The sequence below is a fragment of the Singulisphaera rosea genome, assembly GCF_054877945.1.
Genome location: NZ_JBTYIP020000058.1, coordinates 1 through 17,121, shown reverse-complemented (window position 1 = coordinate 17,121; position 17,121 = coordinate 1). Strand labels below are relative to the sequence as shown.

Genomic DNA, 17,121 nt, shown 5'->3' with positions numbered 1-17,121 from the left:
TTTTCTCGACGAAACCGAAGTTGTCAAGATTGTCTGAAAATTTTTAGTGGCTACAATTCCGAGCCGAAATCGCACTTAACCCCTTGCTGGAGCGTGCTTTCCGCCCAAACCGGGCCTGGAACTTCGGTCTAGAAGGCGAACGGGTCTACCGGGAATGCAGGGTCCAGGATGACGGCCTCGGCCTCGTGGAGGAGGACCTCCGCGCCGACCCAATCCGGCCAGAGGTTTTCGTCGTATCGCTGTCCTCGATCGAGCCGGGGCCGGCTGCGGAGAACGGCCTCCGACGCCTTGTGGAAATCCCGGCGGGCCTCCGCCTCACGGCCGAGCTTGAAGTGGGCCAGGGCCAAGGTGATTCGGCCGACGTGGGTCCAGCAATCGTCGGAAACCAGAGAGAGACTTTCGAGACGCTCGGCGGCTTTATCGAAATCTCCGGCGCGGTAATCGAGCAGGGCGCGAACGATGAGGAACGAGTGGTGGTCCCCCGCGTTCTCGTCGCTGACGGTGACGCCAAGCTCGGCGAGCCTTCGGACCGGCCCGAGGTCATCGACGAGGTCGGGCATGAGCAGGCAAGAGACGGCGACGTCTCGGACCTGATACCGATCCGAGCCGTCGACCGCCCCGTAGGTCGCCAGGAGCTTACGGCAGGATTCGCGCAGGCCCGGACGATCTCCGATCCATGCCTGGAGCGACGCCAGCCGGCTCAAGTGCTGGGAACGGTTCAATCCTCTCGCGACCGCCTCCGCGGCATCGGTCGCGGCCTCGCCCCAAAGACGTTGCCGGCCTCGATCGAAGAGGCGAGCGTCCCAATACCCATTCCAATAGGGATCGAGGCGAACGAGCTCGGCGAAGACGCCATCGAAACCGACGATCTCGGCGCAGACTCCGAAACTTTGTCGCGTCCACCACTGATCCAGCACGGTCGACTCCCGGCGTGCCTTGAAAATGTCCTCGGCCGCCTTGGAGGGCCTCCCCATCTGGACGTGGATCCTGGCACGCCGCTTCCAGAAGACCGGATTGACGGGCTTCGATCCGACGGCCCAATCCAGGTCGGCCTCGGCCTCGCGGTCGCGATGGAGCTCGGCAAGGATCCGGGCGCGAGCCAGATGAAGCTGGGGCTGCTCGGGACGAGAGAGGATGGAAAGGTCGAGGTCGGAAGTCGCCCCGGCGAAGCGATTCACCCGCTCTCGGGCGAGGTCCTGAAGGCCCTGGCGGTTGCGGTCGATCCAGCCGGGGGATTCGATGTGTCGCATAGCCTCGCGGTAGAGGAGCTCGAACTGGGCCTGGTTCCACCAGGAATCGCCGTGCGGACGGAAATCGGCCGGAGTCACCCCGATTTCCTGGACCTCGGAGTCGTACCAGTCGGTCGCCTTCGCGAGCCAGGTCCGGGCCTCATCGCCGTGGCCGAGCCGATGATGGGCCATCGCCAGGAGGGGCCAGTCGCGGAAGATCGGGGTCTCGCTCAGGGTGCCGATGGCGTCCTCGAACTTCCCGGCTCGGTAGCGGGCGACGGCAAGCTCGAAGAGGTTGAAGTCGTTGCGGCCGTTGCGTTCGTAGCACATTTGCGCGAGCCGGACGAGGCGATCGCCGTCGACCGAAGGCTTGGCGGAGAACAGCCACGCATAGCAGAGCGTGTTGATGTCCGAGGGATCGTCCGAAGAACCATACGTCGCGACCAAGCTATGGGCGTACGTGAGGAAGCCTGTCTCGTCGTTGCAGAGCAGGAGGAAGAGAGCAAGGGCCCGCCGCTGTGCGTTGACATCTCCTCCCGGCGGCAATCGATCGAGGGCCGGACGGAGTTGGGCGGCGGCCTCGCCCCACAGGCCAACCCGGGCGAAATCCAACCCGCGTTCGATCGAACCCTCCGCCGGCCGCAGGTAGAAGCAGAAGCCGTTGACCTCGTTGCTAACCTTCACGAGCAGGACGTTTCTTCCCTTTCGGAGGCGGACGGTCACCGGGGCGAGAGATCCGGGGCCCGGATGATCGGGATAGGCATTCGGGTCCTCGTGAACGAGTTGGCCGTTGACCCAGAGGCGGACGTCGTCGTCTCCGCCGATCAGGAAGGTCGCGACGCGCTCGTCGGCCGCGAACACGTAGGTCATCGCATAGGCCGACTGGGCCGAAGTCCCGAACGGGACGGACAGGTCGACCATGCCATAGTCGCCGCTCGGCGCGTGACGCCACCGGAGGTCGTCCGGGCCGCTGAAGGCGGCGACGCCCGTCGACGGGTCCGGGTCGATCTCGGGCGGGCCGGGGGGCTGCGAGAGGTTCGGATCCTCGGGATAGGAGCCGACGACCCACCAGCCCGCATCAAAAAATGGTCTGACGTCCCCCTTGGCGATGCCGGCGGCACGTGTATAGGCGGAGTCGGCCTCGGCGTGCCGGCCTCGCTCGGCCAGAAATCGGCCCTGGAGGATCCAGGGAGGGGGGCCTTTCGCCGCGAGTCCCTCCGCTCGGGCGAAGTCGGCCCGCGCCAGATCCTCTCTGCCGATCTGGACGAAGGCCCGGCCTCGGGCGAGCCACACCGAGGCGTCGTCGGGCCGCGAGGCGACCGCCTTCGCGAACTCGACCTCGGCCTTCGCCGCATCGCCGAGCATGGAGTAGGCACGGCCACGATGAATATGCAGGAGGGGCGAGGCCGGAGGGCAGGCCCCCTCGATGAGTTGGCCCGCCTCACGTCGGAGGACTTCATAACAGGCGGCGTCGTACCACCACGCGGAGACGTGCAGCGTCGAATCCAGGAGCGAAGCTTCCAGGAGGGTCTCATAACGGGCCTCAGCCTCGCGGAAGAGGTGCCGGGCCTGGTCGCCGTGGCCGAGCCGATGGTGGGCCATCGCCAGGACGGCGAGGAGCCACTCATGCGGCATTTCCTCGGAGATCACCTCGGTGACCTTCGCGAACTCGCCCGCACGGTAGTAGGCCAGGCCGAGGTTATACTTCAGCCACCAAACTTCCCAGCCAACCCGAAGCTTGCGCTGTTCGGCCATACGCACCAGGGTCCCTGGCTCGGCGGCGCTTCCGTCGAAGAGGAGGGAGCGGAGCAGTTCGAGCTCAGACCCGTCGGGGTGCGGCCACCCGAGCATCTCGACCGTGAGGCGGCGATATTCCTCAGGAGGTCGCGTGAGTCGCACCAGCGAGGCGGCGGCGAAGGCATTCGGGCCGATCGTGCCCGGCGCGAAGAGCGAATATCGCGCAGCCTCGTCCCACAACCCGAGTTGCCCATAGTCGTAGCCCAAGGCCCGCTCGACCTCTTCGCGTCGCTGTTTCGCGGAGGCATTTTCGGGCTGTTCGCGGGCCAGGGCTTTCAGCGTCTCCAGGCCCTCCAGGCGCGGCTTCGCCCCCTCGGCCAATCGACCGGCCTTCCAGGCGATCTCGCCGAGAGCGATCCGGGCGATCGCAAGATCGGCCCGAAGGAGGACGGACTTCGGGTCGGCAGCGACCAGCGCCTCTCGGATCGAAAGCTCCTCGGCGAACGACCGGCTCGCGTCGTCGACCTTGCCTCGCTCGGTCTGGAGCAGGCCAAAGGCGTGCTTGCTGGCGGCCAGGTCGCCCTTGAGTTTTGCGTCGCCCGCATCGGCCGCCAACAACCGAGCGCGACGGGCGACAAGGCTCGCGCCCGCCTCGAGGATCTTATCGGAGTTGGAGGTGCCTTCGGCCGCCGTCCCTCCCTTTACGATGGGCACCAGCCGGGCAATCAACGCTTGAAAGTCATCGCGGTCGCGGATCGACAGGAGGTCATGATCCGTCTTGATCAGGTTCGCGTCGTTGAAGCCGGCGTCGATCGCCTTGGAGACGGCCTCGACGGCGAGGTCGGCGAAGCGACGCCGTTCTTCGGGATCGTCCTCGAACAACGGGTCTTTCTCCGCGCCAGGCGGGATCTCGGCGCAGAGGGCGCGGACGCAGGCGAGATTGTACAAATCCAAAGGATTTTGATTCGGCATCCTCTCGAATGTGGCGCGGGCCTGGCGCATCAGGCGAGCCGACTCATCGGCCTGGCCCGCCTTCCGAAGATGGAACGCGATCTGCCTGGAGTTCCAGAAGTACGCGGACTGGATCGACGGCACGGACGGGTTCTCGGCGGCCAGCCGCTTCCACAAATCATTTCCCTTCCACTCCCACATCAGCGTTTCGTTCTGGTCGAGGTTCAGCGCCCTGAGGCGCGTGCCCACGTTCGCGGTGCTGATGGCGAGACTCCGCCCGTAACGAATGACGTGAGGGCTTCGTGCGTGGGCCGCCCCCGCGTGCTCGACGGCCCTTCGGAACATCGCCAGGGCTTCGGCGAGTTGGCCCTTGGAGTTCAAGACGACGCCAAGGTTGTTGAGGGTGGCGGACAGGCCGATCTGATATTCCGGATCCTCGGGATCGGCTCCAACTAGCCCCTCCCAGAGGGAAAGGGCCTGCTGGCAGGCCGCGAGTTGTTGATCCGGACGATTGCCTTCCCCATGCTGGACGGCGAGCGACGTGTAGGTGTTGGCGAGTTCCTTGCGGAATCGGAGAGTCTCGGGTTGCACGAGGGACGTCCAGATCGCGATCGCCCGCGCGTTGTGGCCCTGCTGATAATGGCATTCGGCGAGGGCAGCCTTCAACTCGATGTCCCCGGGCCTCTCCATAAGCAGGGCCTTGTGGAGTGCGGTGGCCTGGTCGAGAGAGGACTTCGACTGGGAATCCTGACCGAGCTCCTTCTGGATCTTGCCGACGCGCAGGAGCGCCGAGGCCAGCCCCGCGCGGAGCGCCGGTTCGCCGTCACGCTCTTTGACGAAGCCCTGGTAGAAGGTCAGGGCCGATTGGAGCAGGTCACGCCTCAGGGGCTGTAACCCGGCAACCTGAAGGAGCTGGCTCTCGCTGACCCTGGTGAGATAGTCGTCGACGGCCGCCCTCGCCTTGGCGAATCCGGCCTCGGCGCGGAGCCTTTGGCTGTCCGCCTCGGCCAGCGCCTCGGCCGTGCGTTTCTGCGCGGCCTCGGCCTGGGCCCGGAGGGCGGCTTCGTGCTTGCGGGCCTCTTGCTCCGCGATCCGGGCGATCTTCTCGCTCAAGGCCGCGTGCTCCTGATGAGCCGCCAGCATCGTCATCCGCCCCGCCACGATCAGCGACGCCGTCGTCGCCAAGACAAGGACCGCGGCGAGCACCCCGCCGAGCGCCGCGACGCCCGGATTTCTCCTGGCCCAGCGCGCCAGCCGCTCGGTCGACGAGGTGCGCCGAGCCAAGATCGGTTCATCGTCGAGGAAGCGCCTGAGGTCTTCGCCCAGTTCGTCGGCGGTAGGATAGCGACGCCTCGAGTCCTTTTCGATCGCCTTCAGGACGATCGTCTCCAGGTCCCTCGGGATCCGATGGTCGTGCTCTCGGGGGTGGAGCGGCTCCACCGACTTGACCTGTTCGACCAGGCGGAGCCGATCGGTGGCATCGAACGCCGGCTCGAGGGTGAGCAACTCGTACAGGGTCAGCCCGAGCCCATAGACGTCCGCCCGCGCATCGCCCTCGCCCCGGAACCGCTCGGGGGCCATGTATCTCAGGGTGCCGAGGAGGTCGCCGGTCTGCGTCAATCCGTCGTCGTCCGCCTTCGCGAGGCCGAAGTCGGTGATCCAGACGACACCCGTCGTGTCGAGCAGCAGGTTCGACGGCTTGATGTCGCGATGAACGACGCCCCTGGCATGGGCGTAGGCCAACCCTTGGGCCGCCTGGAGGCCGATCCTCGCCACGCTCCGGAAATAGGCGGCCCGCCCGGATTCGACGGTCGGGATCTGGGTCCCTCCCGGGAGCACGCCGGAGATCGTCGAGCAGGCGGTCAGGGGAGGCCCCTCGAGCGAATGGCGATCGGCGTCCTTCCCGTCCGCGGCCTCGGCCTGGGTCCGAGCGAGCAGGTCGGCCTGCCCCAGATGGGCGGAGATCGTGCCGGGACCATTGGACCCGAATCGGCCGGTCAGCAGCGAGTTGACGACCTGGCCGATCTCGGTCTCCCTGGGAGATCCCGCCTGAGGACCGTCGCGCGGCGTTGTCGGCCCGACCTTGACGTCGGCCACGCCGGCCAGTTCTTCGGCCCCTCGCCGCGTCTTCTCGGGCTTGGCGCGACCTCGGAGGCGACGGACCTCCTCATAGACGATGTCGAGACCATGGCCCTGGATGAACTGCATGGCGTAGTAACACGCGTCCCCCTCGCGGCCGACCTCGAACACGGGGACGATGTTCGTGTGATGCATCCGCGCCGCGGCGCGGGCCTCGCGACGGAACCGTTCGAGCGTCTTGATGTCGAGGGCCACGTTGGGCGGGAGCATCTTGAGCGCAACGCGGCGGCCCAGGGAGACCTGCTCGGCCTCGTAGACGACTCCCATCCCGCCTCGGCCGATCTCCCGGAGGATCCGGTAATCGCCGACGTGGGAGAGGCTCGGGGTCGGGAACGGCTTCGCGGACCGGGAATCGCCCTCGAGGCCGTCCTTGCGGACTTCCTCGGCCTGCTCCAGGTCGAGCATCGCGGGGAAGAGCGCGAGGATGTCCTCGGCCAACTCGGGGTAACGGTCGGTATATTCCTTCAGGCTCGGGCGTTCGCCGCGTCGGTATCGCTCGGCGAACTCGTCGGCGAGCAGATCGAGACGATTGTCGTTCCCGGAGTTCGACCCGGATTGCGAGGCGGTCGCGTCGCTCACAGCCCCTCCAGTCCTCCCGGCATCTTCGCCAGTACGTCTTTGATCCGCTTCAAGGCACGAATGTATCGCTTCGCGCCGGCCTCTTCGGTGATGCCCAGGGCCAAGGCCGCCTCGGACCGGCTGAGCTGCTCGAAGTGCCGGAGCGCCAGGATCTCGCGGTCCGTGGCCTCCAGGCCGTTCAGCGCCTCCTGCACCCTCAGGAGCTTCTCCGCCCTCTGCACCGCCTGCGTCGGAGAGGTCAGACGCCCCAGGAGCATCGACGCCAGCGCGGCCGAGCTGGCCTGGGGGAGCGCCTCATGGTACAGCGACACCTCTCGGCCCGCGTCACGCATCTTCGTCCCAATGTGGTGACGATGGAGCGTCGCCATCCGCTCGGCCACGATCAGGCGGAGCCAGAGGAAGGGCGGTAACTGCGGGTCGACGAGGTACGCGTCGAGTCGCTTGGAAGCATCAAGGAACGCATCCTGCACGACATCCACAGGGTCGAGCCGGGGGCGCAGTCGAGGGTCGAGCCGGAGGTCGACCATCTTCAGGAGCCGATCCCGATAGGCGGCGAATACCCCGGCCAGGGCCGTGCGGTCGCCGTCCCGAAGGCGTTCGACAAGATCTGATGTTTCATTCACGTTCGAATCCACGATCATCCCCATACCCTTAACCCGCGCGCCTGCGGATATACGGGACAGATCCGGCGCGGTTTGTCGCGCGTTTACGGGAACCGCCTCGGAGAAAAGGGGAAGGCTCAAGCCGCGGAATCGGTGCTGAGGATCCTGACTTGGGTGCCACGAGTTGGTACTCCACCCCGAGAGCGTCGGCCAAGTCGCTCGGCTCACGGGGTGGAGTACCAACCCGTGGCACCCTCGACATCCGTCCCAGTACTGATTTTGCGGCTTGAGCCAAAGTGGAATGTCAGGCAAGACCGAGTACCCAGAGGAATGGCCTTGGAAGGTCTCCCCATCGACGTTCGGATCCCCGGACAATCCGCCTCGGTGATGTCTCAGTACAGATAGGGCAACAGCCTCCACGTGCGTCGGCGGTAGGCGTCGTAGGATTCGCCGAATTCCGAAGAGAGCAGGGCCTCCTCGGAGTTCATCCGGGCGACGAGGGGTGGGATGAGGAGGAGCGAGAGGAGGACTCCGGCGGCACTCCGGAAGACCAGATCCCAGCCGAAAAGGGTCAACAGGACTCCCAGATAGCTGGGGTGGCGGATCAGGCGGTACATCCCGCTCGTCACGAGCTCGTGGCCTTCCTGGATCGCGACGAGGCCGCTGAACCGTCGGCCGAGGACGAACATGGGGATGATGCGCACGGTGCAGCCGACGACGTACAGGGCCAGCCCGCCCCAGCGTGCGACATCCCCGTCGATCGTCCAGAAGTCGCGACGATCGGTGTAAGGCGGAAGCCATCCCAGCAAGAAGCCGATGGCCAGGACCGGGAGGAAGATCCAGCGGTTGTGGGTGTCCTCGCGCCGGCCGGTCGAGAGGTTGCCGCTCGTGAACATCGCCAGGATCGAGGATGCGACCGTCGCGACCGCGGCGCCGACGCGGGCAGGGTGGGCCAAGTACGCGTCCCACCCGCCCCAGCCCCAGACCGCGAGCCCGAGGTAGAGCCCCACCGAAATGGGCGTGGCGACGATCAACCCCCACTTCTGGAATCCGTGGCTCATGGGTCCAAACCTCGAAACGAGGCTCAGGGGCGGATGACCGTGCCGTCGCGCTGGCGGGTCGAGCCCCAACTGTGCTGGAACGTCGGGCCATCGGCGGGGAAGGGGAACTTCGCCGCGGCCTTCTCGTCGAGGTCGATCCCGAGGCCGGGGGCCTCATTCGCGTAGAGGAAGCCGTCCTTCGTCTCGGGGCAGCCGGGGAAGACCTCGCGGGTGTTGGGCGGGAAGACGCCGGATTCGTGGATGCCGAAGTTGTGGCTCGCCAGTTCGAGCGCCAACCCGGCCGCGTGGCCCACGGGGGAGACATCGCCGGGGCCGTGCCAGGCGGTCTTCACGCCGAAGAACTCCGCGAGGACCGCCACCTTGCGGGCCATGCTCAGGCCGCCGATCTGCGAGATGTGGATCCGGATGAAATCAATCACCCGATCCTTGATCAACGGGACGTATTCATGTTGCGTGTTGAACAACTCTCCCATCGCGATCGGCGTGGCGCATTGCTGCCGGATCAGGCGGAGGTGGTCGTTCTGCTCGGGGGGGACGGGGTCCTCGACGAAGAACGGGCGGTACGGCTCGAGGTCCTTGCAGAGCTGGATCGCCTGGCTCGGCGTGACGCGCTCGTGGACGTCGTGCAGGAGCTCGATCTCGTCGCCGAGCTTCGACCGGAGGTGCTCGAACAGCCTGGGGATCTCGCGGACGTATTTGGCCGGCTCCCAGATCGCGCCGGGGCTCGTCGGGCCGACGGGGCCGTTTCGCGGGGGAACCTCGCGGTCGCCGGTGGCGCCGCCGGTCCCGTAGGTGGCCATTCCCGGCACCCCGAGCTGGACGCGGACGTGCCGGTAGCCTTTCTCCATGGCCGCCCTCACGCGCTCCTCCAACTCGAGGAAGTCCCGCCCGCTGGCGTGGGCGTAGAGGGCCGCCGCGAACCGGCACTTGCCCCCGAGGAGCTGGTACACGGGCATATTCGCCCGCTTGCCCTTGATGTCCCAGAGGGCCATGTCGACGCCGCTCATGGCGTTGAACAGGACCGGTCCGTTCCGCCAATAAGAGCTGACGTAGGACGACTGCCAGATGTCCTCGATCTCGTCGGGGTTGCGGCCGATCAGGAACGGCTTGAGGTACTTGTCGACGGCGACCTGAACCGCGAGCGGGCGCTGGGTAAACGTGGCGCAGCCGAGCCCGTAGAGGCCGGGCTCGCTCGTGACGACCTTGACGACGACCAGGCGGATCCGGTCCGGGGCGGTGAGGATCGTCTGGATATCCGTAATCTTGAGCGGCGGCAGGCCTCGGGGGGCCGCCGGCTTCTCGGGCTCGGCGGCCCGCGCCGAGGCTCCACCCATCGCTAATAGTCCCGGGCCCGCGAGCGCGGCCCCCGCGGGGATGAGTCGCAAGACGTCGCGTCGGTCCATATCCCACCCATCTCGTTCGGAAGATCGAGATCCTCGCCGAGAGCGCACGACCGACGGCACTCTAACACGCTCGTCCGGCCCGTGAAAGGCTCCCGATCCACCCTGGATGCCGAGGAGGAGGAGAGGGTAGGCGGGCCGTCGAAACCCGAAAATCAGCCGCACGCTTTCATGCGATGACTTCCGCACTCGTTTTCCCGTGGGACCGACGCACAGCGGAGGGCAAACCCCTCGGAAAGTCGAGAGACTCAACTCGACGGGCGACATCGAGCGGACGCGGCGATCGATCTCGGAAGACTTGGGGTTGTCTCCGAACCGAGTGGTTCGGCTTCGGGAAGGTTCCGCGAAGCGACCCGGCCCGATGGGCACGGGGAGAGTTGGGGGATACGGACGAGTCCATTCGTCGCTCGCGGCGAAGACATCGAAGCGAGGGGGGGGAACTTCGATGCCTTATGCCAGACCCGGAGAGAGGACGACGGACTCCGACCATTGAGTCTCAGGCTGCTCGGTCCCGAGGTCGAGGAAATGGCTGACGCGGTCGCGGCCCCGGGCCTTCGAGTGGTAGAGGGCGCGATCGGCCCGCTCAATGAAGCGAGCGGCATCGGGATAGGGGGGGGTGGCCGTGGCCACGCCGAAACTGGCCGTCACCGCTCGGTGCTTCCAGCCCCGGTTGGCGATCGCGCTCCGGAGCCGTTCGGCGATGCGACGGGCGTCGGCCGCGTCGGTCTCGGGCAGGATCACGGCGAACTCCTCGCCGCCGTAGCGTGCGACGACCTCGTGCGATCGCGAGTGCGACCGGAGCGTCTCGGCGACGGCGCGGAGGACCTGATCCCCGGCCTGGTGGCCGAAGGTGTCGTTGTAGGGCTTGAAGTGGTCCACATCCAGGAGGACCAGCGAGAGCGGCCCGCGATGCCGTTCCCCGTACGAGAGGGCGGAAACGAGGTTCTCGTCGAAGTGTCTTCGGTTGCTCAAGCCGGTGAGGCCGTCGGTGGAGGCACGCTTGGCCAGGAGCGAGTTCTGGCGCTCGAGGGCGACATGGAGATCCTCAAGTTGCGTCGCGTGAGCACGCAATTGCTCTTGGATCGCCAGGATGCGGCTGGCGACGGTCAGCCGGGCGGTCAGCTCGCCGGTGTCGACCGGCTTCGTCAGGAGGTCGTCGGCCCCGGCCTCCAGGCCCGCGAGCCGGTCCTCGCGACCGCTCCGGGCCGTGAGGAGGATGATGTACGTGTAGAGGGCGTCCGGTTGGGCCCGGATTAAGCGGCAAAGCTCCGGCCCATTGAGCGAAGGCATCATCCAGTCGGACAGGAGGAGCTCGATGCCTCCCTGGCGGACACGCTCCCAGGCCTCGGCGCCGTCGTGGACGACTTCGACCTGGTAGCCCATCTTCTCGAGCATCTTGCGGAGCGCCAGGGCGGAGGCGAGATCGTCATCCACGATCAAAATGTTCATAGACCAACTTCATTGAATGCGACTGAGTCAATGGGTATGTTCGTCCTGATGCAGTGGACAATTCCCAGTCGCAAAGGCTATTCCCTGCGGCCCGCGTTGCCAAGGAAAAAATGGACACAACGTGGCGCACGTTGCAATTGCGAAACAATTAGATGGAGCGTCCCGATCTGATTTAGGCCGGTCGCGCGACGGCGGCAAGCCCATCGAGCAATTCCGCGACCCGGCGGTCGAGCTCCTGGAGGATCGGTGGGACTTCGGAAAGTTTGCCGTCGCGGGCCAGGAGCTCCAGGGCCGAGGCCGCGGCGACGGCCTCCTTCGCACCGAAGTTGGCAACCGATCCCTTCAAGGCATGGGCGGCTCTGCTGAGCAGATAGGCATCGCCGACGGCGGCGGCGTCGCGGACCTCCTGGATCAACCTCGGGCCATCCCGGAGGAAGACGTCGGCGAGCTCGCGGAGCAATTCTTCGTCGCCATCCACCTCGAGGAGCGCATCGGCGACGTTGAACTCGCGTTCGGGAGCTTCGGAGGGGGAGGGAGAAGGGGCCGGCGGATTCTCGACCGCCTCGCGTTGGGCCAGGCAGCGGGTGATCGCGGCGGCGAGCTCGGCGGCCCGCATCGGCTTGGAGACATAGTCGTCGCAGCCGGCGTCCAGGCAGCGTTCGCGGTCACCCCGCATCGCATGGGCGGTCATCGCGATCACCGGCATGTGCTTCGCCCCGGTCTCCTGCTCGCGGCGACGGAGCAACCCGGTGGCCTCCAGGCCGTCGAGCACCGGCATCTGCAGGTCCATGAGTACGAGGTCGAACCGCTCGCGCTCGAGGGTGTCCAGCGCGATGCGCCCGTTGGCGGCGACGACGGCCTCGTGGCCCCGTTTCTCGAGCAGACGGACGGCCAGAGTCTGGTTGACCGGGTTGTCCTCGGCCACGAGCACGCGGAGCCGAGAGACCTGCGGAGACTCGGTCGCCGCGTCATCGGTCCCGCGAGGCTCGCGGGGCTTGGGTGCGGGCGGGGCGCCCGGGAGAATGTTCGTGATCGCCTTGAGCAAGTCGGACTGCTTGACCGGCTTGGTCAGGTAGATGGCACCGAGCTCTCGGCAACGGTCGACGTCCCCTTGCTGGCCCGCCGAAGAGAGCATGATGATCGGCAGGGTGGACAAGGCCTGGTCCATCCGGACCCGGGACGCGAGGGTGAGGCCGTCCATCTCGGGCATCATGACGTCGAAGATGGCCAGACGATACGGGTCGCCGGCCTCGGACGCTCGCTTCAACAAGTAGAGGGCCGACCGCCCGTCCTCGACGGTGGTCGGCCTCATCCCGACCTGGAGCAGGAGGTCGTGGAGGATCCGGCGGTTGCTCGCGTTATCGTCGACGATCAGGGCGGAGACGTCGCGGAGGTTGCCCGTCGGCACATTCGCCAAGGGGAGGCCATCGCCCCGTACGGTGAACCGCGCGACGAACGAGAACAGGCTCCCTTCGCCCAGGCGGCTCTCCAAGGTAATCCGGCCCCCCATCAGCTCGACGAGCCGGCAGGAGATGGGCAGGCCCAGGCCGGTCCCGCCGTACTTGCGGGTGAACGAGCCGTCGGCCTGCTCGAAGGGGGCGAAGATCGCGGCCCGGCGGTCGGGCGCGATGCCGATCCCCGTATCGGAGACCGCGAACCGCAGGCCGATCTCATCCCCCTCGCGCCAGGCTTTCTGGACGCGGAAGAGGACCTCGCCCCGCTCGGTGAACTTGATCGCGTTGCCGACGAGGTTGACCACGACCTGCCGGAGCCGGCCGCCGTCGCCGACCAGGGCGTCGGGCAGGTCGGGGGCGATGTCGAAGGCGAGCTCCAGCCCCTTCTGGAAGGCGCGGAGGCCGAGGGTCCGCATCGCGTCGCCGAGGCAGTCGCGGAGGTCGAGCGGGCCGGGGTCGAGTTGGAGCTTGCCGGCCTCGATCTTGGAAAAGTCGAGGATGTCGTTGATGACCGTCAGCAGGGCGTCGGCCGACGAGGCGACCACCTCGAGGTACTCGTGCTGGTCGGGGGAGAGCGCGGTGTCGAGCACGAGCTCGGTCATGCCGATGATCCCGTTCATCGGGGTCCGGATCTCGTGGCTGACGTTGGCGAGGAACTCGCTCTTGGCCCGGCTGGCGGCCTCGGCGGCCTCCTTGGCCCGGACCAGCTCCGACGTCCGCTCGGCCACGCGGGCCTCGAGCTGTGCGGCACGAGCATGGCCCGCCGCCTCCACCCTGGCCCGGGCCGCCTCGATCTCGGCCTGCCGCTGCGCGACCAACTGAAGCTCGCGAACGCTCTCGAGACAGAACCGGATGAGGAAGATGTCCTCGAAGACGACCCAGCCGGCGTGCTCGAACCATCGCCAGGGGTCGATGGTGTTGGACCCATAAGTCGAGCGAGGCCAGAGGGCGCCCCCCAGGACATGGTCGAGCACGACGACCACCGTCCCGGTGGCGAGCACACGCCAGTCGCGATAGAAGGCGAGGAACGCGAGCGAGCCGAAGACGTGGAAGTGGGTCTCGATCCGCCCACCTGTCAGGTGGATGAGCAGCGCCCCCATGAGCATCTGGCCGATCGCGACGACATGCCGGGTCAACACCCAGCCGGGACGGAACAAGGCGAGCAAGACGGGCAGGCTGACGATCGCGCCCCCGAGGATGAGCGCGAACCAGACGTGGACGTGGATCCAGCTCGACGTCCCCGCCCAGGCTCGGGGTGAGATCACCAGGGCCACGACGACCGCGGCGAACCACTGGAAGCCGAGCAACCCGGCGAAGAGCCGGTCGGTGCGGCGGGCGATCGCGTTCAGACTCTCTTCGAAAGCGACCCGGGCCTGGGCCTTGATGGCCCCGGAAACCGCTTCATCCGCCCGGTCCGAAACCGCCATGTCGTGACCCTTTCCGGTCTCGCGATACCTCAACGTCAATGGATCGAGCACCCGAACACGGGGAAGTCCCGGGGTGGCTCCCCCGCGTTCCCCGTGAGCCTCGCAATCACCGCGTCGAGTCCGGCATTGTCGCCGGCCTGCCCTCGCGCGGAGGTGATCCCGCCCGCGAACAGCAACCGCCCCCCCTTATCATACAAGACGACCGTCCCCGAAGTCGCAGCACCAAAGCGAAGAGCCTCCCGGCCGCCTAGGTCCTCGACCACTCGGACGCCCGGGATCGCCTCCGCACGTCGTTGGAGATCCGTCGGCAACCAGTGGCCCTGGCCATGCCCCGGCTGGTAGAAGACGACCTGCGCCGAGACGCTGTTCTCGTGGCCCTCCATGACCCGAGACAGCATCTCGAGGCTGGCCTTCGTGCACGGACAACGGGGATGGGCGAGCAGGATCAGGTTCGCACGTGCGGGGTCGAAGCGGAGACCGGTCCCCGACGGCCAGTCGCGTCGAGGTTCGGCCGCCCGGCCCGGGGTGAAATCATAGGCGTGCAGGGCCGCCAGGCCGCACGAGACCGCAACCCCCCAGGTGACCAATGCCCCTGTGAGGAAGACTCGAGGATTGCTGACATGCGTCATTGCATCATCCCAAAGGGTCGACGAGAAGACGGCGTCGCCCTAGCGAGCATAGGACGGAAATGGTAACGCGGCTCTCGGGGTTCGCGAACGATCGACAAACCAGGGCATCTCGACGATTCGAGAGGACTGTCGCCACATCCCCGAATCCTCCACGCCGACTCGAACGAGGAACGCGTCGCCCCTCCATTGGAAACGCGAGGCCCGGCCACCACAATGGATGCGAGACTCCCCGAGCCACACTCGAAGGGGAGTCGCTCCGGCGGGTCGTCGAGGGAACGTCCGCGACGAACGGACCGGAACGGGATTTCGAGAGGATACGCGTATGTGCGGGATCTCGGGGGCGGCGTGGACGGACGCCGGCAAGCCGCTCGGCGAGCACGAGCTCGCGGCCATGATGGACCGCATGGCGCACCGGGGGCCCGATGATGCGGGCACCTACCGGGACGGCCACGCCGCGCTCGGGTTCCGCAGGCTCTCGATCGTCGACCTGGCCGGCGGCCATCAGCCCTTGAGCAACGAGGACGGCACGGTCTGGACCGTCTTCAACGGCGAGATCTACAACTTCCCGGCCCTGAGGAGACGGCTCGAGGCCCGAGGGCACACGCTCCGCTCGCAAGGGGATACCGAAGTCCTGGTCCACCTCTACGAGGACGAGGGGACCGGGATGTTCGCGCACCTGCGCGGGATGTTCGCGCTGGCGATCTGGGACGCCCCCCGCCGACGGCTCCTGCTGGCCCGCGACCGGCTCGGGCAGAAGCCCTTGGTCTACCGCCACGACGGCTCGAGGATCACGTTCGCCAGCGAGCTCAAGTCGCTCCTCGCGCTCCCCGAGCGCGACGTGCCCGGGCGGGTGAACCCGAAGGCCCTGGATCGCTACCTGACCTACGGCTACGTCGCCCACCCCGACACGATCCTCCAGGGGACGCACAAGATCCCCCCGGGCCACTTCGCGAGCTGGCAGGACGGCAAGCTCGAGCTCGGCTGCTACTGGGATCCCGACTGGTCCGTCGAGCGGCGGCGTCCTCTCGGCGAAGACATCGAGGAGCTCCGCGCCACGCTCGGCGAGGCCGTCCGCGAGCAGATGGTCGCCGACGTCCCCCTCGGCGCCTTCCTGTCGGGCGGGGTCGACTCGACGATCATCGTCGGCCTGATGCAGCAGGCGTCGAGCCGGCCGGTGAAGACCTTCTCGATCGGGTTCGACGACCCGGCGTTCGACGAGAGCCAGTACGCCGAGGCCGCCGCGAAGTTCCTGGGGACCGAGCACCACGCGTTCGTCGTGACGCCGAAGGCCTGGGAGACCCTGCCCGCCCTCGCCTGGCAGTTCGACGAGCCGTTCGCCGACAGCTCGGCGGTGCCGACCTGGCACGTCGCCCAGGAGACCAGGCGTGAGGTGACGGTGGCCCTGACCGGCGACGCCGGCGACGAGCTCTTCGCCGGCTACGACCGCTACCGGGCCGTCGCGCTCTCGGGCTACTTCGAGCGGCTGCCGGCGGGCCCGCGTGGGGTCCTGAGCGGCCCACTCGCCCGCGCCCTGCCGGCCTCGTCGCGGGCGAAGACGCGGATGCGTAGCCTCCGCCGCTGGCTCGAGGGGCTCGCCGAGCCTCTCGAGGCCCGCTACCTCCGCTGGGCCAGCCAGTTCGACGAGAACGGGCGGGCCGCCCTCTACACCGACGCCTGGATCGACGAGCTGGCGCGAGCCGGCTCGTCGGCCCCGGACACCGCCGACCCCGCCTCAATGCTCCGGAACGCCCTGGCGGTCGGCGCGAGCCGAGACCCGGTGACCCGCGCCATGGTCGCCGACCTCATCACGTACCTGCCCGGCGACCTCCTCGTCAAAGTCGACATGGCGAGCATGGCCCACAGCCTGGAGTGCCGCGGCCCGTTCCTCGACCACCGCGTCGTCGAGCTCGCCATGGCGATGCCGATCGGCCGCAAGCTCCGGCTCCGCGGCGGACGATCCAAGGCCGTCCTCAAGGACGCCTTCGCCGAGACGCTCCCCCCCTCGATCCGCAACCGCCCCAAGATGGGCTTCGGCGTCCCTCTCGACCGCTGGTTCCGCGGCCCCCTCAAGGACGAGCTCCGCGCCGTGCTCCTCGACCCCGTCGCCACCGCCCGCGGCCTCTTCCGCCCCGACGCCGTCGCCACCCTGGTCGACGAGCACGTCACCGGCAAACGCGACCACGCCTACCGCCTCTGGAACCTCCTGATGCTCGAGCTCTGGTTCCGAAACCATATCGACGGACGGTGGAAATGATTTTGCGATGCAACTGATGAGAAGATTTGCTACGGCGTCTTCATCTTCGACAACGCCTCGATCCGGGCCGCAGCGTTCTTCGCCCCTACGTTCCGCACATCCGGCATTCAATTTCTCCGAATTTCCGGCGGTCGCCACGTCAGCGGTTATAAGCCGCCGTCATTCGCAACAGGCTCAGGAGCCTGCGCTGCAGCGGACTCAGTTCCGTCG

8 protein-coding genes are annotated in these 17,121 nt (G+C 67.3%); 1 reads left to right on the top strand and 7 read right to left on the bottom strand.

Translation table 11 applies throughout. The features are described from left to right. Positions 1-128: 128 nt before the first annotated feature. The 7 genes from ACYOEI_RS40445 to ACYOEI_RS40415 all read right to left on the bottom strand — a co-directional run bounded on the left by ACYOEI_RS40445 (position 129) and on the right by ACYOEI_RS40415 (position 14,657). Entirely contained in the window at positions 129-6,635 is a 6,507-nt protein-coding gene (locus tag ACYOEI_RS40445; RefSeq protein ID WP_462856344.1) for a protein kinase domain-containing protein, read from the bottom strand. Next, positions 6,632-7,258, bottom strand: a complete 627-nt coding sequence (locus ACYOEI_RS40440) for a sigma-70 family RNA polymerase sigma factor (RefSeq protein ID WP_462856342.1) — start codon at positions 7,256-7,258, stop codon at positions 6,632-6,634. Before ACYOEI_RS40440 ends, ACYOEI_RS40445 begins: the two co-directional genes overlap by 4 nt. 371 nt (positions 7,259-7,629) lie before the next feature. Next, positions 7,630-8,298, bottom strand: coding sequence for a methyltransferase family protein (locus ACYOEI_RS40435; RefSeq protein WP_462856340.1), 669 nt, complete (start codon positions 8,296-8,298; stop codon positions 7,630-7,632). A 23-nt stretch (positions 8,299-8,321) separates the two neighbouring features. After that, positions 8,322-9,701 (bottom strand): enolase C-terminal domain-like protein, encoded by a 1,380-nt coding sequence (locus ACYOEI_RS40430; protein ID WP_462856338.1) that lies wholly within the window; start codon positions 9,699-9,701, stop codon positions 8,322-8,324. A 447-nt stretch (positions 9,702-10,148) separates the two neighbouring features. Next, on the bottom strand, positions 10,149-11,147 hold the full coding sequence (locus ACYOEI_RS40425; RefSeq protein WP_462856337.1) for a diguanylate cyclase: 999 nt from the start codon (positions 11,145-11,147) through the stop codon (positions 10,149-10,151). Positions 11,148-11,319: 172 nt separating this feature from the next. Further along, positions 11,320-14,028 carry a hybrid sensor histidine kinase/response regulator gene (locus ACYOEI_RS40420; RefSeq protein ID WP_462856336.1) on the bottom strand — a complete coding sequence of 903 codons (2,709 nt, stop codon included), beginning with the start codon at positions 14,026-14,028 and terminating at the stop codon, positions 11,320-11,322. A 35-nt stretch (positions 14,029-14,063) separates the two neighbouring features. Further along, positions 14,064-14,657 carry a thioredoxin domain-containing protein gene (locus ACYOEI_RS40415; RefSeq protein WP_462856335.1) on the bottom strand — a complete coding sequence of 198 codons (594 nt, stop codon included), beginning with the start codon at positions 14,655-14,657 and terminating at the stop codon, positions 14,064-14,066. Positions 14,658-14,979: 322 nt separating this feature from the next. Between ACYOEI_RS40415 and asnB the strand changes: the two genes are divergently transcribed. Next, entirely contained in the window at positions 14,980-16,911 is a 1,932-nt protein-coding gene (asnB, locus tag ACYOEI_RS40410; RefSeq protein ID WP_462856333.1) for an asparagine synthase (glutamine-hydrolyzing), read from the top strand. Positions 16,912-17,121: the final 210 nt, after the last annotated feature.